Origin of the sequence: Kitasatospora sp. GAS1066B (assembly GCF_041262605.1) — a bacterium.
Taxonomy (GTDB): domain Bacteria; phylum Actinomycetota; class Actinomycetes; order Streptomycetales; family Streptomycetaceae; genus Kitasatospora.
Genome location: NZ_JBGCCO010000019.1, coordinates 136,905 through 159,327, shown reverse-complemented (window position 1 = coordinate 159,327; position 22,423 = coordinate 136,905). Strand labels below are relative to the sequence as shown.

The 22,423-nt window shown below is 73.0% G+C and carries 21 protein-coding genes; 10 read left to right on the top strand and 11 right to left on the bottom strand.

Going from position 1 to position 22,423, the window contains the following annotated elements:
• Nucleotides 1-12: 12 nt before the first annotated feature.
• Nucleotides 13-579: a DNA-3-methyladenine glycosylase I gene (locus ABH937_RS22225; RefSeq protein WP_280687707.1), complete on the bottom strand. Its 567-nt coding sequence runs from the start codon at nucleotides 577-579 to the stop codon at nucleotides 13-15.
• The gene (locus ABH937_RS22220) at nucleotides 576-974 is read right to left on the bottom strand and encodes a DivIVA domain-containing protein (protein ID WP_280687709.1); all 399 of its coding nucleotides are present in this window, start codon (nucleotides 972-974) and stop codon (nucleotides 576-578) included. Before ABH937_RS22220 ends, ABH937_RS22225 begins: the two co-directional genes overlap by 4 nt.
• Before the next feature lie 198 nt (nucleotides 975-1,172).
• Between ABH937_RS22220 and folP the strand changes: the two genes are divergently transcribed.
• Nucleotides 1,173-1,985, top strand: a complete 813-nt coding sequence (folP, locus tag ABH937_RS22215; RefSeq protein ID WP_370145757.1) for a dihydropteroate synthase — start codon at nucleotides 1,173-1,175, stop codon at nucleotides 1,983-1,985.
• Between the two features lie 30 nt (nucleotides 1,986-2,015).
• On the opposite strand, the gene ABH937_RS22210 is transcribed toward folP, so the two are convergent.
• Together ABH937_RS22210 and dapE are read right to left on the bottom strand one after the other, a co-directional pair.
• Nucleotides 2,016-2,855, bottom strand: a complete 840-nt coding sequence (locus ABH937_RS22210; protein ID WP_370219187.1) for a TIGR00730 family Rossman fold protein — start codon at nucleotides 2,853-2,855, stop codon at nucleotides 2,016-2,018.
• Between the two features lie 115 nt (nucleotides 2,856-2,970).
• Nucleotides 2,971-4,065, bottom strand: coding sequence for a succinyl-diaminopimelate desuccinylase (gene dapE, locus ABH937_RS22205; RefSeq protein ID WP_280687714.1), 1,095 nt, complete (start codon nucleotides 4,063-4,065; stop codon nucleotides 2,971-2,973).
• Nucleotides 4,066-4,271: 206 nt separating this feature from the next.
• On the opposite strand from dapE, the gene ABH937_RS22200 reads away from it, so the two are divergent.
• On the top strand, nucleotides 4,272-5,276 hold the full coding sequence (locus ABH937_RS22200; RefSeq protein WP_280687716.1) for a hypothetical protein: 1,005 nt from the start codon (nucleotides 4,272-4,274) through the stop codon (nucleotides 5,274-5,276).
• Nucleotides 5,277-5,617: 341 nt separating this feature from the next.
• A complete protein-coding gene (locus ABH937_RS22195; RefSeq protein WP_370219186.1) occupies nucleotides 5,618-6,595 on the top strand; it encodes a hypothetical protein in 978 nt (325 codons plus the stop codon).
• Between the two features lie 196 nt (nucleotides 6,596-6,791).
• Here ABH937_RS22195 and dapC read toward each other — a convergent pair whose 3' ends face one another.
• Together dapC and fdxA are read right to left on the bottom strand one after the other, a co-directional pair.
• Nucleotides 6,792-7,934: a succinyldiaminopimelate transaminase gene (gene dapC, locus ABH937_RS22190; RefSeq protein WP_370219185.1), complete on the bottom strand. Its 1,143-nt coding sequence runs from the start codon at nucleotides 7,932-7,934 to the stop codon at nucleotides 6,792-6,794.
• A 4-nt stretch (nucleotides 7,935-7,938) separates the two neighbouring features.
• Nucleotides 7,939-8,268, bottom strand: coding sequence for a ferredoxin (gene fdxA, locus ABH937_RS22185; RefSeq protein WP_266294097.1), 330 nt, complete (start codon nucleotides 8,266-8,268; stop codon nucleotides 7,939-7,941).
• A gap of 186 nt (nucleotides 8,269-8,454) precedes the next feature.
• Between fdxA and ABH937_RS22180 the strand changes: the two genes are divergently transcribed.
• Both ABH937_RS22180 and ABH937_RS22175 read left to right on the top strand, forming a co-directional pair.
• Complete coding sequence (locus tag ABH937_RS22180; RefSeq protein WP_370219184.1) at nucleotides 8,455-9,438, top strand: GNAT family N-acetyltransferase; 984 nt, start codon at nucleotides 8,455-8,457, stop codon at nucleotides 9,436-9,438.
• A 102-nt stretch (nucleotides 9,439-9,540) separates the two neighbouring features.
• A complete protein-coding gene (locus tag ABH937_RS22175) occupies nucleotides 9,541-10,425 on the top strand; it encodes a transglutaminase family protein (RefSeq protein WP_370219183.1) in 885 nt (294 codons plus the stop codon).
• 31 nt (nucleotides 10,426-10,456) lie between these two features.
• On the opposite strand, the gene ABH937_RS22170 is transcribed toward ABH937_RS22175, so the two are convergent.
• From ABH937_RS22170 to ABH937_RS22150, 5 genes are all read right to left on the bottom strand, one after another.
• Nucleotides 10,457-11,086 carry a response regulator gene (locus ABH937_RS22170; protein WP_370219182.1) on the bottom strand — a complete coding sequence of 210 codons (630 nt, stop codon included), beginning with the start codon at nucleotides 11,084-11,086 and terminating at the stop codon, nucleotides 10,457-10,459.
• A 20-nt stretch (nucleotides 11,087-11,106) separates the two neighbouring features.
• Nucleotides 11,107-12,342 carry a sensor histidine kinase gene (locus ABH937_RS22165; protein WP_370219181.1) on the bottom strand — a complete coding sequence of 412 codons (1,236 nt, stop codon included), beginning with the start codon at nucleotides 12,340-12,342 and terminating at the stop codon, nucleotides 11,107-11,109.
• Between the two features lie 8 nt (nucleotides 12,343-12,350).
• Nucleotides 12,351-13,070 carry an ABC transporter permease gene (locus ABH937_RS22160; protein ID WP_370219180.1) on the bottom strand — a complete coding sequence of 240 codons (720 nt, stop codon included), beginning with the start codon at nucleotides 13,068-13,070 and terminating at the stop codon, nucleotides 12,351-12,353.
• Entirely contained in the window at nucleotides 13,067-14,032 is a 966-nt protein-coding gene (locus ABH937_RS22155; protein WP_280687733.1) for an ABC transporter ATP-binding protein, read from the bottom strand. Before ABH937_RS22155 ends, ABH937_RS22160 begins: the two co-directional genes overlap by 4 nt.
• A gap of 128 nt (nucleotides 14,033-14,160) precedes the next feature.
• Nucleotides 14,161-16,308, bottom strand: coding sequence for a prolyl oligopeptidase family serine peptidase (locus ABH937_RS22150; RefSeq protein WP_370219179.1), 2,148 nt, complete (start codon nucleotides 16,306-16,308; stop codon nucleotides 14,161-14,163).
• A 281-nt stretch (nucleotides 16,309-16,589) separates the two neighbouring features.
• On the opposite strand from ABH937_RS22150, the gene ABH937_RS22145 reads away from it, so the two are divergent.
• The 5 genes from ABH937_RS22145 (at nucleotide 16,590) to ABH937_RS22125 (ending at nucleotide 22,272) form a co-directional block, all read left to right on the top strand.
• Nucleotides 16,590-16,784 (top strand): DUF2304 domain-containing protein, encoded by a 195-nt coding sequence (locus ABH937_RS22145; RefSeq protein WP_280687736.1) that lies wholly within the window; start codon nucleotides 16,590-16,592, stop codon nucleotides 16,782-16,784.
• Between the two features lie 44 nt (nucleotides 16,785-16,828).
• The gene (gene mshB / locus ABH937_RS22140) at nucleotides 16,829-17,728 is read left to right on the top strand and encodes an N-acetyl-1-D-myo-inositol-2-amino-2-deoxy-alpha-D-glucopyranoside deacetylase (protein ID WP_280687738.1); all 900 of its coding nucleotides are present in this window, start codon (nucleotides 16,829-16,831) and stop codon (nucleotides 17,726-17,728) included.
• Complete coding sequence (locus ABH937_RS22135) at nucleotides 17,725-18,156, top strand: DUF6113 family protein (protein ID WP_280687740.1); 432 nt, start codon at nucleotides 17,725-17,727, stop codon at nucleotides 18,154-18,156. Before mshB ends, ABH937_RS22135 begins: the two co-directional genes overlap by 4 nt.
• 193 nt (nucleotides 18,157-18,349) lie before the next feature.
• A complete protein-coding gene (locus tag ABH937_RS22130) occupies nucleotides 18,350-20,692 on the top strand; it encodes a peptidoglycan binding domain-containing protein (RefSeq protein ID WP_370219178.1) in 2,343 nt (780 codons plus the stop codon).
• A 554-nt stretch (nucleotides 20,693-21,246) separates the two neighbouring features.
• Nucleotides 21,247-22,272, top strand: a complete 1,026-nt coding sequence (locus ABH937_RS22125) for an ABC transporter permease (RefSeq protein ID WP_280687744.1) — start codon at nucleotides 21,247-21,249, stop codon at nucleotides 22,270-22,272.
• The last annotated feature ends 151 nt before the right edge of the window (nucleotides 22,273-22,423 follow it).

Sequence of the window (22,423 nt, the reverse complement as noted above, 5' to 3'; positions counted from 1 at the left end):
GCTGACGGTGGGTCAGCGGGCGTGGCAGTCGGCCAGGTGGTCGTTGACCAGCCCGCAGGCCTGCATCAGCGCGTAGGCGGTGGTCGGGCCGACGAACCGGAAGCCGTGCCGCTTGAGCTCCTTGGCCAGCGCCGTGGACTCCGGCGTGATCGCCGGCACCTCGCCCAGGGTCCGCGGCGCGGGCCGGGCCGGATCACCGGCGAACCGCCAGATCAGCGCGTCCAGGCCGCCGTCCAGGTCCTGGGCGGCGCGGGCGTTGGCGACGGCCGCGGCGATCTTCAGCCGGTTGCGGATGATCCCGGCGTCCGCCAGCAGCCTGGCCTCGTCCGCCTCGGTGAAGGCCGCCACCTCGGCGATCCGGAAGCCCGCGAAGGCGGCCCGGAAGCCCTCCCGGCGGCGCAGGATGGTGATCCAGGACAGGCCCGACTGGAACGCCTCCAGGCAGACCCGTTCGAACAGGGCGTCGTCGCCGTGCACCGGCTTGCCCCACTCGGTGTCGTGGTAGACCCGGTAGTCGTCGGTCGACTCGCCCCAGGGGCAGCGCAGCAGGCCGTCCGGGCCGGGCTGGAGGATCGTCACTCCTGCTCCGCGCGTCCGGGCGTGTCCGCGCGGTCGGCGCCGTGCGCGTGGGCGGCGCCGTGCTCGACCACCGTGGCCCCCTCGGCCGCCGCGCCGGGCTCGGCGCCCTCCCGCACCGCCACCGCGGCCTCCAGCTCGGCGATCCGCGAGTCGCGGTACGCGAGCTCGGCGCCGAGCCGGTCCAGCACGTCGTCCACCTGGTCCATCCGGTAGCCGCGCACCGCCATCGGCAGCCGGATCTCGTCGACGTCCTGCCGGCTCAGCGGACGCTCCTGCGGCAGCCTGCCGGCGATCCGGTCGTGCACGGCCTCCGGCAGCGCACCGCCGCCGCCCAGCGCCACCAGCGCGGCACCGCCGACCACCACGGCCATCGCCACCACGATCACCCAGAACACGAGCTGTCCTCCCGACACGTGAGTATGCGGCCGAGTGAGGGATCATGGTCCCTGGGAAGGCCGGGGCCCCATCATCGCACCAGGGTCCCCCTGGATCGATACCGGCGAGACCCGCGATACCCGCCTGTGATGACTGGAGGAGCGAGGGTGGCACTGCGCCTGGGACCGCGTGAGTTCGGCGCGGAGGAACTGGTCATCATGGCCATCGTCAACCGCACCCCGGACTCCTTCTTCGACCGCGGCGCCACGTTCGCCGACGAGGCCGCCTTCGCCGCCGCCGACCGGGCGATGGCCGAGGGCGCGGCGATCCTGGACATCGGCGGGGTCAAGGCCGGGCCCGGCGAGGAGGTGACGGTCGAGGAGGAGCTGCGGCGCACCGTGCCGTTCGTCGCCGAGCTGCGCAAGCGCCACCCCGAGGCCGTGATCAGCGTGGACACCTGGCGGCACGAGGTGGGCGAGGCGGTCTGCGAGGCCGGCGCCGACCTGCTGAACGACGCCTGGGGCGGGGTCGACCCCGAGCTCGCCGCAGTGGCCGCCCGCTTCGACGTGGGCCTGGTCTGCACCCACGCCGGCGGCGCCGAGCCGCGCACCCGGCCGCACCGGGTCGGCTACCAGGACGTGATGGCGGACATCCTGCGGGTCACCGTCCAGCTGGCCGAGCGGGCCGCCGCGCTCGGGGTGCGACGGGACGCGCTGATCATCGACCCCGGGCACGACTTCGGCAAGAACACCCGGCACTCGCTGGAGGCGACCCGGCGGCTGCCGGAGATGACCGCCACCGGGTTCCCGGTGCTGGTCTCGCTCTCCAACAAGGACTTCGTCGGCGAGACCCTGGACCAGCCGGTCGACCGGCGGCTGCTCGGCACCCTGGCCACCACCGCCGTCTCCGCCTGGCTGGGCGCCCGGATCTACCGGGTGCACCAGGTGGCCGAGACCCGGCAGGTGCTGGACATGGTCGCCTCGATCCAGGGCACCCGTCCCCCGGCGGTGGCCCGCCGGGGGCTGATGTGACGCACCCGACCGGCCGGGCCCGACGCCCGCTCAGATCTCGCCGTTGGGCCGGCGGGACTCGGCGAGGATCTTCAGCACCTCGTCGATCTCGTCGGTGACGTGGAACAGCTCCAGGTCGGCCGCCGAGGCCTTGCCCTGCGCCACCAGGGTGTCCCGCAGCCAGGCGACCAGGCCGCTCCAGTAGGCGCTGCCGAAGAGGATCACCGGGAACCGGGTGACCTTCTTCGTCTGCACCAGGGTCAGCGCCTCGAACAGCTCGTCCAGCGTGCCCAGGCCCCCGGGCAGCACCACGAAGCCCTGCGCGTACTTCACGAACATCGTCTTGCGGACGAAGAAGTAGCGGAAGTTCAGGCCGAGGTCGACGTACTCGTTGAGCCCCTGCTCGAACGGCAGCTCGATGCCGAGCCCGACGCTGAGACCGCCCGCCTCCGAGGCGCCGCGGTTGGCGGCCTCCATCGCGCCGGGGCCGCCGCCGGTGATCACCGCGAAGCCGGCCTCGGCCAGCGCCCGCCCGATCGCCACCCCGGACGCGTACTCGGCCGAGTCGACCGGCGTCCGGGCCGAGCCGAAGACACTGACCGCCGCCGGGAGTTCGGCGAGCGCGCCGAAGCCCTCGACGAACTCCGAGGTGATCCGCCAGACCCGCCAGGGGTCGGTGTGCAGCCAGTCGGTCGGTCCGGTGGTGTCCAGCAGGCGCTGGTCGGTGGTGCCCGGCTCGACCTGGTCCCGGCGCAGCAGCACCGGGCCCTTGCGCCGCTCCGGCCAGGTCCTCTTCGGCGGCTGCGCCCCCGCGGGGGTCGGCTCCACCAGCTCCGGGCCGTGCCCGAAGCTCCGTTCGTCTGCGCCGTCCTGCGCTGATGTCCCTGTCATGACGAAACTCTACGCCCGGCCCGGGTTCCTGACGGGGAACCTTTGGCAGGCGGGCAGCTGACGGGAGGGCGACGCCTTGTTCACCTCCCGCTCGGTTCGGCGCCCGCCCACCGCGTCACGCGCCGCCGGTGAGCCAGGCGCGCAGCTTGCGCTCGACGTCGGCGATCGCCGCCAGCGAGACGTGCTCGTCCCGCTTGTGCGCCAGGTTCGGATCACCGGGGCCGTAGTTGACGGCGGGCACGCCGAGCGCGCTGAACCGCGCCACGTCGGTCCAGCCGAACTTGGCCCGGGCCTCGCCCCCGGTGGCGGCCAGGAAGGCCTGGGCGGCCGGCTGGGAGAGGCCGGGCAGCGCGGCGGGCGAGATGTCCACCACCTCCAGCGCGAAGCCCGCGAAGACCTCGCGCAGGTGTGCCTCGGCCTCGGCCACGGTCCGGTCCGGCGCGAACCGGAAGTTGACGGTCACCACGCACTCGTCGGGGATCACGTTGCCGGCCACGCCGCCGGTGATGCCGACCGCGTTGAGGCCCTCGCGGTACTCCAGGCCGTCGATCTCCACCCGGCGCGCCTGGTAGGCGGCGAGCCGGCCGAGCACCTCGGCGGCGTGGTGGATGGCGTTCTCGCCGTTCCAGCTGCGGGCCGAGTGGGCCCGGACCCCGGTCAGCATGACCTTGACCCGCAGGCTGCCCTGGCAGCCGCCCTCGACCATCGCGCCGCTCGGCTCCATCAGCACCGCGAAGTCGGCGGCCAGCCAGTCGGGATGCCGGGTCACCAGGTGGCCCAGGCCGTTGCGCACCGCGTCGACCTCCTCGCAGTCGTAGAAGACGAAGGTGAGGTCGCGGTTGGGCTCGGGCAGCGTGGCGGCCAGCCGGAGCTGGACGGCCACCCCGGACTTCATGTCCGCGGTGCCGCAGCCCCAGAGCAGGTCGCCGTCCAGGCGCGAGGGCACGTTGTCGGCGATCGGCACGGTGTCCAGGTGGCCGGCCAGCACCACCCGCTCGGCCCGGCCCAGCCGGGTGCGGGCCACCACGTTGTTGCCGTACCGGTCGACGGTCAGGTGCGGCAGCGTGCGCAGCGCGGCCTCGACGGCGTCGGCGAGCGCCCGCTCGTCACCGCTGACCGAGGGGAAGTCGACCAGTTGGGCGGTGAGCGCACCCCCGTCCAGCGTCAGGTCGAGGGCGGTCGGGACACTGGTTTCGGACAGGCTGCTCATGGTCGGCAAGCCTAGATCCTGTCCGGTCGATCCTGTCGGCTGCGACACCACCGGCTGACGCCGCGGGGCGCGTGGCGGGGGCTGCCGCGGCACGCGCCGCGGGTCGAGACGGTGGCACGGTGCAACCGCTGCGGACCGCACATTCGTCCGCACTGGTGGTGACTGAGTACGGTGTGCCAGGACAACGCGAGGCGAGAGGGGCCACGGTGGCCATCGAGGAGGACACGGCCCATGGCGGTCGGCGTCGGCGGCGACCGCTGCGCTGGGTGCTGACGGCGCTGCTGCTGGTGGGCGCGGTGATCGCGGGCCTGGTGCTGTGGAACCGGAACCACAACGCGCTGGCGGCCGAACAGTGCACGGTCACACCGGCGGGCGGCCAACCGCTCTCGATGGACCTGGACCAGGGCTCGAACGCGGCGACCATCGCCGCCGTGACGATCTCCCGCGGGCTGCCGGAGCGGGCGCTGACCATCGCGCTGGCCACCGGGCTGCAGGAGTCCAAGCTGCGCAACCTGGCGGGCGGTGACCGCGATTCGGTCGGCCTCTTCCAGCAGCGGCCGTCCCAGGGCTGGGGCACCGAGCAGCAGATCCTCGACCCGGTGTACTCGACCAACAAGTTCCTGGACGCGCTGGTGAAGGTGCCCGGCTACGCCCGGCTGCCGCTCACCGAGGCGGCCCAGGACGTGCAGAAGAGCGGCTACCCCGGCGCCTACGCCAGGCACGAGGCGGACGCCACCGCGCTGGCCGAGGCGCTGACCGGCCGGGCGCCGGCCGCGTTCAGCTGCACGGTGCACGAGTTCGCCCAGCCGCTGACGGCCGACAACAGCGACTCCTCGCCCGGCCCCACGGCCGGCGCGACGTCGTCGACCTCCGACGCGGCGCGGCAGCTGACCGACCGGGTGCGCCGCGAGTTCGGCCAGGCCGTCAGCGCGGCTCCGAGCGCCGGGAACGGCACCCCCGGTACGGCGCTGGCCCTGACTCCCAACCAGTCGGCCAACACCGACTCCGGCCCGGCCGCGCAGACGCAGAGCGGCTGGGCGGTGGCGCAGTGGGCGGTGGCGCACGCCCAGGAGCTGGGCATCGGCAGCGTGGCCTACGACGGCAAGGGCTGGCGGATCGACCGCTCGGCCTCCGGCTGGCAGGCCCAGAGCACCGCGAGCTCGACGAACCAGGTGCTGGTCACGCTCGGGATGCCCACCGCCAAGAAGTGAGCTGTCAAGCGCTCGTCAGCCAGAGTTGACGAATGCTCAGCCGAGTGCCCCTCCGACGGGTGAATCGGGTCACGCCACCTTGACGCATCCAAGGAGGTGGCGACACCCGCCACGACGGCCGCCGGGCCCATCGTCACGCGCCACACCGAGCTGGTCAGGCAAGGGCAGTGACGTTTCTTCGGTCGGGTCCGGCAGCGCCGTCGCGAGCAGGGCGGCAGAAAAGCGATCATGCGATCTTTAGTCGCTCTTTACGCTCCGCCGCCGAAACCTTCTCGCTCCTCAAGCGGTAATCACGGCGTCCGCCCGGCGGACCTGTCGTGTCGTCACTTCTTAGGAGCACCATGTCCCTCCCCCTCACGCGCCGGATCGCCCAGGCCGCACTGCTCGTCGCGGCCGGAGCGACCCCGCTGGTCGCCGCCGGGTCGGCGTCCGCCGCCGACCTGGTGCCGCACGGCACCGACCTCGGCAAGGGGATCAGCAGGCTGGACGGCGTCACCGCGAACTCGAACCTGAAGGGCGAGGCACACCAGCTGGGCCAAGCGCTGGGCACCACCGGCGCGGTGGTGAGCGGGACGGCGCTGCCGGCCGCCACCGACGCCGCGGCCACGGCCGCCAGCGACAAGCTGCCGGACAGCGGCCGGCTGCTGGACCCGCTGGGCCACCACGACGGCGCCACCACGGCCGCCGACGGCCCGCTGACCGATCTGGCCGGCAAGCTCTCCACCCTGGCGCCGCTGACCGGCGGCGCACTGCCGGGTGGCGCGCCGCGCGCGATGCCGGCCACGTCCTCGATGCCCGGCCTGCCCTCCTCGCCGCTCTCCGGCGTCGGCTCGCTGCCCGCCCCGCCCACCGTGAGCGGGGTGGACAAGGTGGTGAACGCCGACACGCTGAACAACCCGGTCGCCGCCGCCAGCCACCTGGCGGGGCAGATTCCGGCCACCAGCAGCCTGGCCGGCTCGCTGCCGAGCGAGGACCGGGTGGCCTCCGCGCTGCCCGCCACCGGCCGGCTGGCGGACTCGCTGCCCGCGACCGGCAACACCCTCGGCTCGGTGCCGCTGGTCGACCAGCTGGGCGGCCAGCTGCCCGTCGCCCAGCAGTTGGGCACGCTGCCGGGCGCCGACCACCTGACCCACGGGATGCCGAACAGCGGTGACCTGCTGCACCCGACCCAGGCCGCCGACGCGCTGCACTTGCAGGAGCTGACCGGCCAGGCCGGCGAGAGCACCCACCGGCTGGGCGGGATCCCGGACCTGGGCGCCGTGACCAACCTGCTGGGCGGGCTGGGCGGCACCACGCAGCACCTGCCCACGGTGAACTGACCCCGGGCGTACGCCGGGACATTCGCTGGAAAGCAGAGAGCGGATGACGGCTGACAGAGTCTGATATCTGTCAGCCGTCATCCGCTCTCGCGTTTCTGCCAGCCCACTGACGTTAGTGGGACGACGGCTGCGGGATGACGTCATCCCGCTGACGTCAGCGCGACACCGCCGGCACATTGCCGACGGCCCACGCCCGTCAGCCCCCCAGCCGCCGCACCGCCGCCGCGACCCGCTCGTCCGTCGCCGTGAAGGCGACCCGGACGAACCGCTCACCGGCCGGCCCGTAGAAGTCCCCGGGCGCCACCAGGATGCCCAGCTCGGCCAGGTGCCGCACGGTCTCCCAGCACGGCTCGTCCCTGGTGGCCCACAGGTAGAGGCTGGCCTCGGAGTGCTCGATCCGGAACCCGTGCCCCTCCAGCGCCGCACGCAGCGCCGCACGCCGCGCCGCGTACCGGGCCCGCTGCTCCGCCACGTGCGCGTCGTCGCCGAGCGCCGCGATGGTGGCCGCCTGCACGGGAGCCGGCACGATCATGCCGCCGTGCTTGCGGATCTCCAGCAACTCCCGCACCACCACCGGGTCGCCCGCCACGAAGGAGGCGCGGTAACCGGCCAGGTTGGAACGCTTGGAGAGCGAGTGCACGGCCAGCAGCCCCTCGTGCGAGCCGCCGCAGACGTCGGCGCGCAGCACCGAGACCGGCTCCGCCTCCCAGCCCAGCTCCAGGTAGCACTCGTCACTGACCAGCAGCACCCGGTGCTCCCGGGCCCAGGCCACGGTCCGCCGCAACTGATCGGCCGTCAGCACCCGACCGGTCGGGTTGGACGGCGAGTTCAGCCAGAGCAGCCGAACCCGCGCGGGGTCCAGCTCCGCGACGTCCTCGTACTCGACCGCTTCGGCGCCGCAGAGCCGGGCGCCGACCTCGTAGGTCGGGTAGGCGAGCCGCGGGTAGGCCACCTGGTCACCGGGGCCCAGGCCGAGCTGCCCGGGCAGCCAGGCCACCAGCTCCTTGGAGCCGATGGTCGGCAGCACCGCGGTCGGCTCGACCTCGGCGCCGCAGCGCCGCCGCAGCCAGTCGGCGATCGCCGCGCGCAGCTCCAGCGGCCCCCAGACGGTCGGGTAGCCGGGGGTGTCGGTCGAGGCCGCCAGCGCCTTCTGGATCAGCTCCGGGACCGGGTCCACCGGCGTGCCCACGGAGAAGTCGCACAGCCCGTCCGGGTGGGCCAGCGCCGTCGCCTTGTACGGCTCCAGCTTGTCCCAGGGGAAGACCGGCAACAGATCGGATACGCGGCGCGCCGCCCCCGGGTGACCCGGAAACGGCGCGCGCGGTTCGTTGGTGCTCACTGGCTCAGTGCTCGTCCTGGTTCTGCGGCGGCAGGGCGGCGATGAAGGGGTGGTCCCGCTCGATCAGGCCGAGCTTGGAGGCACCACCGGGCGAACCGAGGTCGTCGAAGAACTCGACGTTCGCCTTGTAGTAGTCCTTCCACTCCTCCGGGGTGTCGTCCTCGTAGAAGATCGCCTCGACGGGGCAGACCGGCTCACAGGCGCCACAGTCGACACACTCATCCGGATGGATGTAGAGCGAGCGCTCGCCCTCGTAGATGCAGTCAACCGGGCACTCTTCGATGCACGCCTTGTCCTTGACGTCGACACAAGGCTGCGCGATGACGTAGGTCACGCTGTCGTTCCTCCTCGGTTGGGCCGGTGCCCAAACTATCTTCTTGCGTGCGCGGGTGAGCGCGGCGTCGTCGATGCCCGCCCCTAGTATCGCGGGTCAGAGACCACAAATGCACCGGAGGTCAGCTTGAGCGGCACCCCGATTCCGGTCGGCGCCAAACCCGAGGTCCGGATAGACCCCTCTGACGTGGGACGACGCGTCTCGGTACGGCGGATCGAGGCGGCCGTCGACCCGGCCACCGGGCGGGCGTCGTTCCGCGATGTGATCGGTGTGCTCACTTCGTGGAACGATCATGAGCTGATCGTAGTCGCCAGGGACCGCTCCGAAACGCGGATTCCGGTCAATCGCTTGGTCGCCGGCAAGGTGGTCCCGCTCTTCCCCGCCAGGACCGTGCCGCTGCCCGCGGTCGACCCCGTCGAACTGCAGCGGATCGCCGCCCGCGGCTGGCCCGCCGTCGAGCAGCAGCCGCTCGGCGAGTGGACGCTGCGGGCCTCGGCCGGCTTCACCCGCCGGGCCAACTCGGTGCAGGCGCTCGGCGACCCGGGCCTGCCGCTGCCGCAGGCCCTGGACCGGGTCCGGGCCTGGTACGCCGAGCGCGCGCTGCCCGCCTGGCTCGAGGTGACCGTGCCCGGCTCGCCGGCCGGACTGACCGAGCAGCTGGACCTGCTCGGCGCCAGGTACTCCCCCACCCAGGTGCGCACCGCGTCGCCGGCCGCGCTGGTCGAAGCGGGCCGCGGCGGCGCTGCCGACCGGGTGCGACTGTCCCGCGAGGCGGGCGCCGACTGGCTCTCGGTCTACCGGCGGGCGAGCGGCGATCCGGCCCAGGACCGGGCCGCCCGCCAGGTGCTGCACGGCGGCCCCTCGGTCTGGTTCGCGACCGTGCCCGACCCGCACGGCCCGGCGCCGCTCGCGATCGGACGGTGCGTCATCGACGGTCCGTGGGCCTGTTTCGGGGCCGTCGAGGTGCGCCCCGAGGCACGCCGGCAGGGCCTGGCGACGGCCGTGATGGCAGCGCTGGCGGCGCGCGCCGCCGAGGAGGGCGCGCGCGGCGCCTACCTGCAGGTGGAGGCCGAGAACAGCGGTGCGCTCACGCTCTATGACGGACTCGGCTTCACGACCAGTCACACTTACCACTACGCCTGTCTTCCGCAGGCGTACCCGTCCGCGTAGGTTCCCCGCAGACGCCGTTGCCCAGACGGGCTGACCACAGCCCGGGAACCAGTGAGCCCCGCACGCCGAGAGCCGTCACGCACGAAAGCCGCCGCAGCCACCGTGACCGAGCAGAGCAGAGCCCGTTTCCGCGCCGAGGCCAGGTCCGAGCAGCCCGATCCGGTGCTGCTCTGCCTGTTGGCCGCGGCCGAACACACCCTGGCCGACTCCGGCTGGCCCCCGGACGACGACCCGCAGCCGCCGCCGACCCTCGAGGCGCTGCTGGCCGCCTGCCACGCGGCGCTGGACCGGCACGCGGCGACGGTGCGCCACGCGGTGGCCGAGCGCTGTCCGGCCACCCCCGAGGAGACCGCCGCGCTGCTGGCGGCGGTGCTCGGCGGGCGCGACCGCTTCCACGGGCAGCCCTCGGACTACCGGCGGCTGGAGTCCTCGTTGCTGCCCGAGGTGCTGCGGCGCCGGCGCGGGCTGCCGATCATGCTGTCCCTGGTCTGGTCGGCGGTGGCCGCCCGGGCCGGGCTGACCGTGCACGGCATCGCGCTGCCGGGCCACTTCATCGTCGCGGTCGGCGGGCCGGTACCGGACGACGAGTACGTGCTGGCCGACCCCTTCCACGGCGGCCGGCTGCTCTCCTCCGAGGATGCCGCCGCGATCGTGATCGCCGCCGGGCACCGCTTCACGCCCGAACTCCTGACACCGGCCCAGCCGCTGGACGTGACGCTGCGGGTACTGGGCAACATCCGGGCCTGGGCCGGCGAGCGGCCGGAGCAGGCCAGGGTCCAGCTCTGGGCGACCGAGCTGTCCCTGCTGCTCCCGCGCCACCCGGCCCAGTTGCGCCTGGAGCGGGCCGAACTGCTGGTCCGCACCGGCGACTTCCTCGGCGGCGCGGCCGAAATGGACGACTACGCGCGGATCCTGGACGCCTTCGACCCGGAGTCCGCCGCCCGGGTCCGCCGGGACGCCAGGGCGGCCCGGCACCGGCTGAACTGAGCCCGCCCCCGGATCCCGTCCTGACCCACCGTCACATCCACCCCTTCGCCTCGGCGATCCGGACCGCCTCGGCGCGGTTGCGGGCCCCGGTCTTCTGGATCGCCATCGAGAGGTAGTTGCGTACGGTGCCCTCGGACAGGTGCAGCCGGCGGGCGATCTCGGCGTTCACCGCACCGTCCGCGGCCGCCGCCAGGACCTCCAGTTCGCGCCCGGTCAGCGGGTTGGCCCCCTCGGCCAGCGCGGCCGCCGCCAGCGTCGGGTCGATCACCCGCTCGCCGCGCAGCACCCTGCGCACCGCCTCGGCCAGCTCGGCCGCCGGCGCGTCCTTGACCAGGAACGCGTCCGCCCCCGACTCCATCGCCTTGCGCAGGTAGCCGGGCCGCCCGAAGGTGGTGGCGATCACCACCCTGGTGCCCGGGCTGCGCCGCCGCAGTTCGGCCGCCGCCTCGATCCCGGTCATCCCGGGCATCTCGATGTCCAGCACCGCCACCTGCACCCGGTGCGCGAGGACGGCCTCGACCACCTCGTCCCCGCGCCCCACCTGCGCGACGACGTCGATGTCACCCTCCAGCCCGAGCAGCGCGGCCAGCGCCTCCCGGACCATCCCCTGGTCCTCGGCGAGCAGTACCCGGATACCGCCCGCGCTCTGATCATCAGTCATGCGGCCGACCCTAACGTTGGCTAAGTGGTGACCTTGACACCGAGCGGCACCAGTGCTCGTAGCCGGAAGCCCTTGCCGCCGCGACCGGGCGAGGCCTCCAGCCGGCCGCCGACCAGCGCGAGGCGCTCGTCCAGCCCGGACAGGCCGTTGCCGGGGGCCGACTTGCCGGGCCCGCGGCCGTTGTCGGTGATCTCCAGGACCACGAACCGGGCGCCGTCGCCGTCCCAGGTCTCGTCCAGGGCCAGGCTGCAGAGGGTGGCACCGGCGGCGTGCCGGACGATGTTGGTCACCGACTCGCGCAGCACCCAGGCCAGCGTCTCGGCCTCGGCGGCGCCGAGCCCCGGCTGGTCCTCGGCCAGCTGGGCCGGCGCCACCAGGCCGACCCCCGCGGCGGCCAGCGCGCTGCGCGCGGCGGCCAGTTCGACCGGCAGGGTGGGCTTGCGGTAGCCGCTCACCGCACTGCGCACGTCGATCAGCGACTGCCGGGCCACCTGTTCGATCTCGGCCACCTGGGTCCGGGCGGCCTCGCCCTTCTCGGCGTCCATGAACCGCCCGGCCAGCTCGCTCTTCAGCGTGATCAGCGAGAGCGAGTGCCCGAGCAGATCGTGCAGGTCGCGGGCCATCCGCAGCCGTTCCTCGGCGGCCGCCAGCTGGGCCGCGGTCTCGCGTGCCTCGCGCAGCTCGCGCATCGCGCCGACCAGCCGTTGCATGCCGGTCATCGCCGCTCCGCTGAGGAAGGTCGGGACCAACAGGCTGGCCAGCGACCCGCTGCCGGCGCCGGTCGCCAGCCCCTCCACGGCCACCACCGCGGTGGTGACGGCCACTCCCGTGAGCGCGATCCGCAGCGGCAGCACCGCGCCGACCGCGACCGACAGGTACGGGAACAGGCCCAGCCAGTTGCCGCTCAGGGTGCACCCGGTGATGACCGCGATCGACGCCATCAGCGCCAGAAGCGGGTAGCTCCCCGGCCAGAGGACGCCTCGCATCGAGCGGAAGAAGACCAGGACCAGGTAGCCGCCGAGGAAGATCGCCAGCGCCGCCCAGCCGACCACCTGCACCGGCACGCAGTAGCCGCCGGTCAGCAGGTCCCGCACCGGGTAGTACAGGTAGGCCATCCACAGCAGCATCCAGCAGAGCTTCACCAGCGTCTGCCTGCGGGTCTCCGGGGTGGAGCCGGGATAGGACGGCGGATGGGAGCGCCGCCGGCCCTCCTGCCCGAGCTGGTCGGGTCGGTGGTCCGAAGGCGCGGCGGGCATGCGGGACATCATGCCTGCCTGGTGTCCCGGCGGTACAGGACGCCGGCGGCGGCCACGAAGACCACCAGGAAGCCGAGCATGCCGGTGGCGGCCGTGGTGTCGAACCCGACGCCGGGCCGGATGAAGGCGGCCAGCTGGTTGTAGAGGTAGACCGGGTTGAACCGGGCGATGCTCTTCAGCGTCCCGGAGACCGGGAACCAGGTGCCGCCGAAGGCGGACATCAGCATGTAGACGATCATCACGATCGGCTGCACCGCGCTGGGCTCCGCCGCGTAGCCGAGCGCGACTCCGAGCGCCGCGAAGACGAAGCTGCCCAGCCAGATCGCCGCGACCAGCCCCAGCCACTGCCCGGCCTCCAGCCGCACGCCCTCGGCCGCGCCGAGCGCGAAGACCACCACGATGGCCGGCAGCGTGGTCGCCGCGCAGGAGCAGATCTTGGCCACCGCGTAAGCCCGCCCGGGCAGCGCGGTCAGCCGCAGCTGGCGCACCCAGCCGCTCTTGCGCTCCAGCGAGATCCGCTGCGCGCTGCCGGTGAGCACCGCGCCGACCGCGCCGAAGGTGGCCATCGAGACCATGAAGTACGACTTGGCGCTGACCCCGCCGGGCATGCCGTTGCCGTACGCGCTGACGAAGAAGAAGTACATCAGCGCCGGGTAGAGGACGGTGAAGAACAGGTACCGCCGGTTGCGCAGGGTGCGCAGGATCTCCAGCTTGATCAGGGTGGTCATCGCACGCTCTCCGTCCCGCTGGGGCTCGCGGTCTGCGAGTCCTGCTCGTCCTGTTCTCCGGTGATGGTGAGGAAGGCCTGCTCCAGGCCGAGGCTGGTGACCTCGAGACCGCGCGGGTAGCAGCCCGTCCGGTAGAGCGCGGCCACCACGGCGTCCGCGTCGGTGGACCGGATCCGCACGGTGCGCACCCCGGTGCCCTGGCCGCTGACCTCCAGCGCCACCAGGCCGGGCAGCGCGCGCAACGCGGCCTCCTCGATCAGGCCGTCCGCGTCGTGCAGTTCGAAGCTGACCCGGCGGGCGCCGGCCTTGGCCTTGATCTCGGCCGAGGAGCCGTCGGCGATCAACCGCCCGCGGTGCAGCACCAGCACCCGGTCGGCGATCGAGTCGGCCTCCTCCAGGTAGTGGGTGGCGAAGAGGACGGTGCGGCCCTGCTCGGCCTGCCGGCGCATCGCCGACCAGAACTGCTGACGGACCGACACGTCCATGCCGGTGGTCGGCTCGTCCAGCACGATCAGGTCGTTCTGACCGGCGACCGCCAGCGCGAACCTGACCCGCTGCTCCTGACCACCGGAGAGCTTGTCCACCCGGCGCTCCGCGATCTCCTCGATCCCGGCGTCGCGCAGCACCTCGGCGACCCGGTGGCCGCGCGGGTGGACGTCGCAGGCCAGTTGGACCAGCTCGCGGACCTTGACGTCGGTCATCAGCCCGCCGCTCTGCAGCATCGCGCCGACCCGCCCGGCCTCGATCGCCGCCCGCGGCGCGGCGCCGAACAGGGTGACCTGCCCCTGGTCGGGCTCGCGCAGCCCGAGCAGCAGGTCCAGGCTGCTGGACTTGCCCGCCCCGTTGGGACCGAGCAGCGCCACGGTCTGACCCGGATACAGCGCCAGGTCGAGGCCGTTCACCGCCCTGACCCGCCCGTAGCTCTTGCTGACCTGCCTGAACGCGGCCACTTCCTCGGCCATGGCGCCTCCCCGTCTCGTCGTCCGCTTCGGATCCGTGCTGACCCGACCAGGATTCCCGCTGACGGGGTGGGGGCGGCAGTGCGCACCGTCGCGTCCTGCGTATGACGGATGTCATGCCGCCCCCACACTCACAGCCCCAGCGCGGACCTCAAGAAGTCGACCTGGAGCAGCAACAGGTTCTCCGCCACCTGCTCCTGCGGCGTCATGTGGGTGACGCCGGAGAGCGGCAGCACGGTGTGCGGACGCCCCGCGGCCAGCAGCGCGGAGGAGAGCCGCAGGGTGTGCGCGGCCACCACGTTGTCGTCCGCCAGGCCGTGCACGATCATCAGCGGCCGCTCCAGCTTGGGCGCGTCCGCGATCAGCGAGTTGGCCTGGTAGACCTCGGGCCGCTCGCTGGGGTGGCCCAGGTAGCGCTCGGTGTAGTGGGTGTCGTAGAGCTGCCAGTCGGTCACCGGGGCACCGGCCACCGCCGCGTGGAAGACGTCGGGACGGCGCAGCACCGCGAGCGCGGAGAGGTAGCCGCCGTAGGACCAGCCGCGGATCGCCACCCGGGCCAGGTCCAGCGGGAACTCCTCGGCCAGCGCGTGCAGCGCCTCGACCTGGTCGTCCAGGGTCACCCCGGCGAAGTCGAAGGCGATCGACTTCTCCCAGGCGGGGCTGCGCCCCGGGGTGCCGCGGCCGTCGGCGACCACCACCGCGAAGCCCTGGTCGGCGAACCACTGCGAGGTGAGGAAGGCGTTGTGAGCCTGCGTCACCAGCGCGGCGCCCGGCCCGCCGTACGGGTCCATCAGGACCGGCAGCAGGCCGTCGCGCTCGCGGTCGTAGCCGGTCGGCAGCACCACCGCGGCCGGGATCCGGCGCTCGCCGGCGAGCCGGAACTGCGGTCGGGTGGTCAGCACCGGCGTCTCGGCGTGCGAGGCGATCACCGCGAGCCGCTCCGCCCCGCGCAGCACCTCGGCCCGGCGGCCCGGGCGGTCCAGGGCCGCGCTGGAGAGCACGGTGACCTCGCCCCCGCGCACCGCGTCCAGCGCCGCGCCACGGTGCAGCAGGCGCGGGCCCGAGCCGTCCAGCGGCACGGCGTAGAGGCCCTGCAGGCCGGGGGTCTGGTCCTCGGCACCCTCGCCGGCACTGGCCAGGCAGAGCACCTGCTCGGCCTCGACCGCCAGCACCGCGCGCAGGTGCAGGGTGTCGTCGGTGAGCTTGGCCTCGCCCGCGAAGAGCGCACGGTGGCCGGGCTCGTCGCTGATCCGCAGCAGCCGGCCGTCCGGCGTCCAGGCCGGCGCGCCGGTGAAGAGCTCCAGCCAGGCCGCGTCCCGCTCGGTGAGCAGCTCGCTGGTGGCGCCGGTGACCGGGTCGACCGTGAGCAGCAGCTGCGAGCGCTGGTCGCGGGCCTGCACCAGGAGCAGCGGCGGGCCGCCGGCCGACCAGTGCACCCGGCCGAGGTAGGGGTGGGCGGCCCGGTCCCAGACGACCTCGGTGCGCGAGCCGTCCAGGCCGAGCAGCCAGAGCGTGACCTCGGCGTTGGCGGTGCCGGCGGCCGGGTAGGCGACCTCGGCGGGCACCGCCTGCGGGTTGGCCGGGTCGGCGATCCACCAGCGCTGGACCGGCGTGTCGTCGGCCCGGGCGACCAGCAGCGCATCGCCGCCGGGCGACCACCAGTAGCCGCGGTCGCGGTTCATCTCCTCCTGGGCGATGAACTCGGCCTGGCCCCAGGTCACCCCGGCGGCCTCCGGCTCGGCCAGCGCACGGTCGCCGCTGCCGTCGGCCGCGATCAGGCGCAGCGCGCCGCCCGTGGTCGGGTAGGCGATCCAGCGGCCGTCGGGCGAGGGGCGCGGGTCGAGCAGCGGGCCGCCCGCGGGCAGCTCGCGGGCGCCGCCGCCGACCAGGTCCGCGACGAAGAGCCGTCCGGAGAGCGCGAAGGCGGCGAGCTCGGCCGCACTGTCCAGGGCGTAGCCGACGATGCCGGCCGAGCCCTCCCGGCTGCGCTCGCGGCGGGCCCGCTCGGCGGGCGAGAGGTCCTCGTCACCGCCGCCGAGCAGCGCGAGCGGGTCGGCGGCGACGGCCTCCGCGCCGGTGGCCGGGTCGAGGGTCCAGAGCAGGTTGGCCCGGGCGCCACCGCCCGCCCTGGAGGTGTCCGAACGCAGGAAGACGACCCGGGCGCCGTCAGGGGCCACGGCGAAGGAACGGGGCTGGCCGACGGTGTAGCGCAGGGTCCGCGCGTACTGCCGGGGGAAGGTGTCCGCAGCGGTGGTAGCGGCGTGAACGTCATTGGTCATGGCCGCACCCTACGGCGTCCGCCCCCCGATGATCACTCGTTCGGCGCAGCCCCGGGAAGTCCCCCGGTCAGCCCCGCACACCCCCTCCGACCGGGCCTTGCGCCCCCTGGACGCCCCCGCGATCCGGACACCCCGGACTCACGGACAGTAATGCCGAGCTCACTGATCGGGTATTCCTAGTGGAGTGATCCGGATGGTCGATGTCCGGATCGCCACTGTCCCGCACAGTCCGAGCCGCCGCCCGCCCAGGGCGGCACACCCGGGAAGGGGTGTGAGCCGTCATGGCTCTGTCCATCTCCGCGGCCATGCTGATGCTGGTCATCGTGGTGGTGTTGGTCCGCCGCTCCAGCCTCAAGCTGGGCCACGCGATCGTCTGCGCGCTGCTGGGGTTCTACCTCGCCTCCAGCTCGATCGCCCCCTCGATCCAGCAGGTGACCAGCAACCTGGCGGGAATGCTCAATGACCTGAAGCTCTGACGGCGGCGCCGGGCCACCCGGCAGCGGTGGTTAGGCTGCTCCCCATGACCGCCGCTGCCGCTCGCCGCCTGCTGCTGGTGCACGCCCACCCCGACGACGAGTCGATCGGCAACGGCGCCACCATGGCCCGCTACGCCACCGAGGGCGCCCAGGTGACCCTGGTGACGTGCACCCTCGGCGAGGGCGGCGAGGTGATCCCGCCCGGGCTCGCCCACCTGACGGCGGACCGGCAGGACACCCTGGGCGCGCACCGGATCGGCGAGCTGACCGCCGCGCTGCGGGAGGTCGGCGTGTCCGACCTCCGCTTCCTGGGCGGACCCGGCCGGTACCGGGACTCCGGCATGATGGGCGAGCCCGACAACGAGCGCCCGGGCTGCTTCTGGCAGGCCGAGCTGGACGAGGCGGCCGGCCACCTGGTCGCCGTGATCCGCGAGGTGCGCCCGCAGGTGCTGGTCACCTACGACGAGCGCGGCGGCTACGGGCACCCGGACCACATCCAGGCGCACCGGGTGGCGACCCGCGCCGCCGAACTCGCCGCCGACCCCGCCTTCCGTCCCGAGCTCGGCGCGGCCTGGCGGATCGTCAGGACCTTCTGGAACCGGATGCCCCGCTCGGTGCTGCTGCCCGGACTGCGGGCGGCCGCCGAGCGCTTCCCGCTGGCCGCCGATCCCGACGAGGTGCCGGGCGTGGTCGGCGACGAGCTGGTCGACGCGGCGCTGGACGGCGCGGCGTACGGCGACCGCAAGGCCGCCGCGATGCGCGCGCACGTCACCCAGATCACCGTGGACGGTGGCTTCTTCGCGCTCAGCAACGACCGCTGGCAGCCCTTGGTGGTCGACGAGTACTACCAGCTGGCCCAGGGCGAGGCCGGCCCCGACCGACCGCTGACCGACCTGTTCGCCGGGCTGCCCGGCACCGAGGAAGCCGGAGCCGAGACCCGATGAACAACCCGCTGCACACGCTGCTCGGCACCCGCGCGCAGCGGCTGGCCGAGCCGCTGCCCCCCAAGCGGGTCCGCATCCTGTGCTACGCGGTGCTGCTGGTGCTCGGCGCGCTGGTCTCGCTCTGCGGTTGTTTTGTGCAGGCTCTGTGGAGTCCGCTCGGCCTGCTGCTCGCCCTGGCGGCCAACGGCGCCGTCTGTTACGCGGGCCTGCGGCTGACCGGCACCAAGCTCGGTTCGGGCGTCCCGTTGGTCGGCTGGTTCCTGGTCGTGCTGGTGATGCTGCCACCGCGCCCGGAGGGCGACATCGTGCTCGCCGCCTACGCGGACGCCTACGCGTTCGTGCTGCTCGGCTGGGTGCCGGGGCTCGTCTGCGCGCTGTTGCCGACCCGCGCGCCGTTCTCCTTCGGCATCCCGCGCCAGCGCGACTGAGGGACCGTGGGCCGACGGGCAGTCAGCGTGCGGGGCCCGTAGGCTCGGCGTTGCCGAACCGGACGTTTCGGGTTCTGGAACCGGACGTATCGGGTTCTAAGGGAAGCAGTTCGCCACCCTGGCGTTCCCAGTATGGTGGTGCCGCAGCAACGTCGGACGAGCCGTCCGGCCGCGAACCCGGAGCAGAGCAGCATTGAGCAGCCGCGAATCTGACAGCGCCTACCCGTCCTCTCGGCGGGGGGCGACCCCCGGCCACAGGACCGGCGAGGGGGCCGACGCCTATCCGTCGGGCACCCCGCCGTACGGCATCCCGGGGCTGGGCAACGGCTTCGACCCGTTCGCCGCCGATCCCGCCGCGCGGGTGCAGCAGCCGGGCGCGCCGGGTGCCGGGAGCACCGGGGCCGGCGACGACGAGGTCCCCAAGACCGAGACCACGCTGACCACCCGCATCTCGATCAACATCCCCGGCTCCCGGCCGATCCCGCCGGTGGTGGTGCGCAGCACCGTCAAGCCCGAGGAGCAGGGCGGCGAGCCGCCGGCGGTCGGTGGTCCGCGGCACCGCGCGGCGCCGCCCGCCTCGCCCGTGCTCGGGGTGATGGAGGCCGGCGGGCACAGCGCCACGCCCCCGGACCTGCCGGCCGAGTGGCGCACGCCGCAGGGCGCGCCGGAGAGCTCGGAGGCGGAGTCGACCGGCGAGTGGTTCCGGCCGCGGCAGAAGTCCCGGCCCGAGTCGGTGGGTTCGGCCGTACCGCGCACCGGCGTGCCGAGCAGCGGCCCCACGGCCGCCGCACCGCCGGCCGCCCAGGGCGCCCCCGCCGGATCGGTCTACCAGCAGTCCGCACCGCCGGCCGCGCCGGTGTTCTCGGCGGAGAGCACCCTGCAGACCCCGCTGCCCCACCCGACCGCCGCGCCGGCTTCGCCGTTCGCCCCGCCCGGTCAGGCGGGATACCCGGCCGACCCGTACGCGGGCGGCGACCCGTACGCCGGCCACTACCAGGGCGGCTACCAGGGCGGCGGCGCGTACCCGGGCAGCGCCCCGTACGCCAACGCCGGCCCGTACGCCGGCGACCCGTACCAGGGCGCCCCCGAGGCCCCGTACACCCCCGACCACGCGCAGCCGCTGCCCGCCGCGGACCACGGCGCCACCGCCGATCCGTTCGGCACCACCGCCAACCCCCGCCCCACCGGCACCCCGGGCGCACCCGGCAGATTCGCCAAGCCGCAGCCGCCGGTCAACCCGCCGGGCTCGTTCGGCCGCGGCCCGCACGGCGAGGAGCCCGAGGACACCCAGATCGGCGGCTTCGACCCGATCTCCGGCGAGCTGCCGGCGGAGGCCATACCTGGGCTGCCGGTGGCCGGCCGGTACGGCACCGCGCCCGGCGACGCGTGGGGCGGCACCGCCGGCGCGCCGAACGCCGCGTACCCGGCCGGACCCCCGCCCGCCCCCGGCACGCTCAACCCGTCCGCCGCCGAGCCGGCCGGCGCCCCGTTCGGAGCCCCGGCGCCGACCGCCGCTCCCGAGAGCGAGCCGGCCCCTGCCGCGCCGAAGCCGCCGGCGCCCGCCGCCGCCAAGCCGAAGCCGCGCCCGAAGGCGCAGAAACTGCTGGCCACCGGGCTCGGCGGGGTGCTCTTCCTGGGTGCCGCCGCGTACGGCACCGGTCTGATGCTCAACCAGGCCGACGTCCCGCGCGGCACCACCGTGCTCGGCACCGGCATCGGCGGGGACAGTCGCGACCAGGCGGTCCACCAACTCGACGGCACCGTCGGCAAGATCGGCGCACAGCCGATCCAGCTGAAGATCGGCGACCAGACGCTGCCGCTGGACCCGACCACCGCCGGCCTGAGCTTCGACACCACCGCCACCGTCGACGGGCTGACCAAGCACAGCTACAACCCCCAGACGGTGATCGGCTCGCTGGCCGGCGGCTCCAAGGCCGTACCGCCGGTGGTGAACATCGACCGGGCCAAGCTCAAGTCCGCACTGGACAGCCTGGCCGCGTCCACCGCGCAGGGGCTCAAGGAGGGGTACGTCCAGTTCAGCGACAGCGGAGACCCCACGGTGGTGCCCGGGCAGGCCGGCCAGGCGGTGAACGGCGACGCGGCCGTCAACCAGGTGGTGCAGAGCTACCAGGACCGGGCCAACGGCAAGACGGACGCCCCGATCACGCTGGCCGTGACGGCCGCCCAGCCCAAGGTCTCCACCACGGCCCTGCAGCAGGCCGCCGACGGGCTGGGCAAGGCGATCATCAGCGGCAATGTCACGGTGCAGTCTCCCACCGGTAGCCGCCGGTTCGTCTTCACCAAGGCGATCGCGGCCAAGGCGCTGACACTGGCCCCGGACGCCAGCGGGAACATCGGCCCCAAGTGGGATCTGGACCAGTTGGGCGCCGCCGTCGGCAGCACCTTCGACAAGGTCAAGTTCCGGAAGTCCGACGGTACTTTGGCGACCATCACGACCCAGGACGTGGCCGATGGGATCGCCTCCGTCTACGACAAGAACAGCGTCGCGGAGCGCACTTTCAAGTTCCATATGTGAGCATGTCAAAAATGCCTCGAATGGAGCCCCGGAACGTTCTCGTTCCGGGGCTCCACCGCGTTTACCGGCGACATCTCGCCAGTGGCGTGTAACCGACACCGGGGATGGGCAGCAAACCACCCGATGGATTCCGGGAAGGGCGCTCAAAGGGTGACGAATAGTCGCCAGCGGCGGCTTCCCGCCAAATCCGTCCGATTATCGAACGCTGAAAACCGGCGGGTAATCCACTCAATCTGCCCAAAACGGACAGCCTTATCTATGCGCGTCAACCTCCTAAAGGTAGGGGTCGTGCGTCCAGATACCGGTGTTGCTAAGTGCTCGTTACGAACTTATGAACGAGCTTTGTCAGCATATGTCCGATTTAGCAGGTCTCACCAGGGGGTTGTCAAGTGGTTGAAAGCTACAACCTGGTGGACATTCCAGAACGAAGCCAAAACTGCCTGTCCAGCTACAGAGAAACTCTTGACGTTCGATAAACGAGTTGCGAGAGTCCGTTCGACCAACTTCTTCCACGTTGCTGCTGCACAGACCACACCGGCGGGAGCTTTCGCACCATGACGACGCCAACTGAGGACACGACAGAGACCGATCCGGTCCTCGTCGCGTCCGCTACAGGGGACGGCGGCGACAAGCCGGCTGCGCTCCTGGGGCGCACCCCGCGCCAGATTGCCTGGAGCCGCTTCAAGCGCAACCGCACTGGTGTGGTCTGCGCCTTCATCGTGATCGCGTTCATCCTGATCGCGATCCTCGCGCCGGTCATCGCCGGCCTCGAAGGTCAGTCGCCCTACATCCCGTACGGCCTCCGGGACCCCAACCTGCTGGACGACTTCGGCGTGCCGATCGGCGCCAACGGCGGGATGAACGCGACCCACTGGTTCGGCATCACGCCGACCTCCGGGTTCGACATCTTCTCCAAGCTGGTCTACGGGATCCGCACCTCGCTGGGCATCGGCCTGCTGATCACGATCGTCTCCAGCATCCTCGGCATCGTCATCGGCGTGGCCCAGGGCTACCTCGGCGGGCGCTTCGACTACCTGGTCGGCCGCTTCAGCGACCTGCTGCTCGGCCTGCCGAGCCAGCTGTTCTACATCGCCTTCACCCCGGTCGTGCTGAACATGTTCGTGCCGGCCGACCGTGCCACCCCCGTCCACATCCGGGTGATGGCGATCGTCATCGTGCAGGCCTTCCTCGGCTGGATGGCCACCTCGCGTCTGCTGCGCGGCATGTCGCTGAGCCTGCGGGAGCGCGAGTACATCGAGGCGGCCAAGATCGCCGGCGCCTCCTCCTGGCGCATCATCACCAAGGAGCTCATGCCGAACCTGGCGACCACGATGCTGGTGCAGGTCACCCTGCTGCTGCCGGCGATGGTCGCCGCCGAGGCCGGCCTCTCCTTCCTCGGCGTCGGCATGGTGGAGCCCACCCCCGACTGGGGCCTGATGTTCCAGGACGCGGTGCACAACTACCAGAACGACCTGACCTACCTGCTCTTCCCCGGTCTGTCGCTGACGATCTTCACCGTCGCCTTCAGCCTCTTCGGGGACGCCGTCCGGGACGCACTCGACCCGAAGACGATCCGCTAAGCCGCTCCACCCGCAGTGCCGCTCCACATCACCCCCGCAGGACCCCTGTAACCCAGTCCGGCCACCCCGGGGCAGTACCGCCCCGCCGGTCCGCGCTGGCCAGACCCGACATGACCAGTGACAGGTAGGAACAATGAGACTTCGCAAGGCA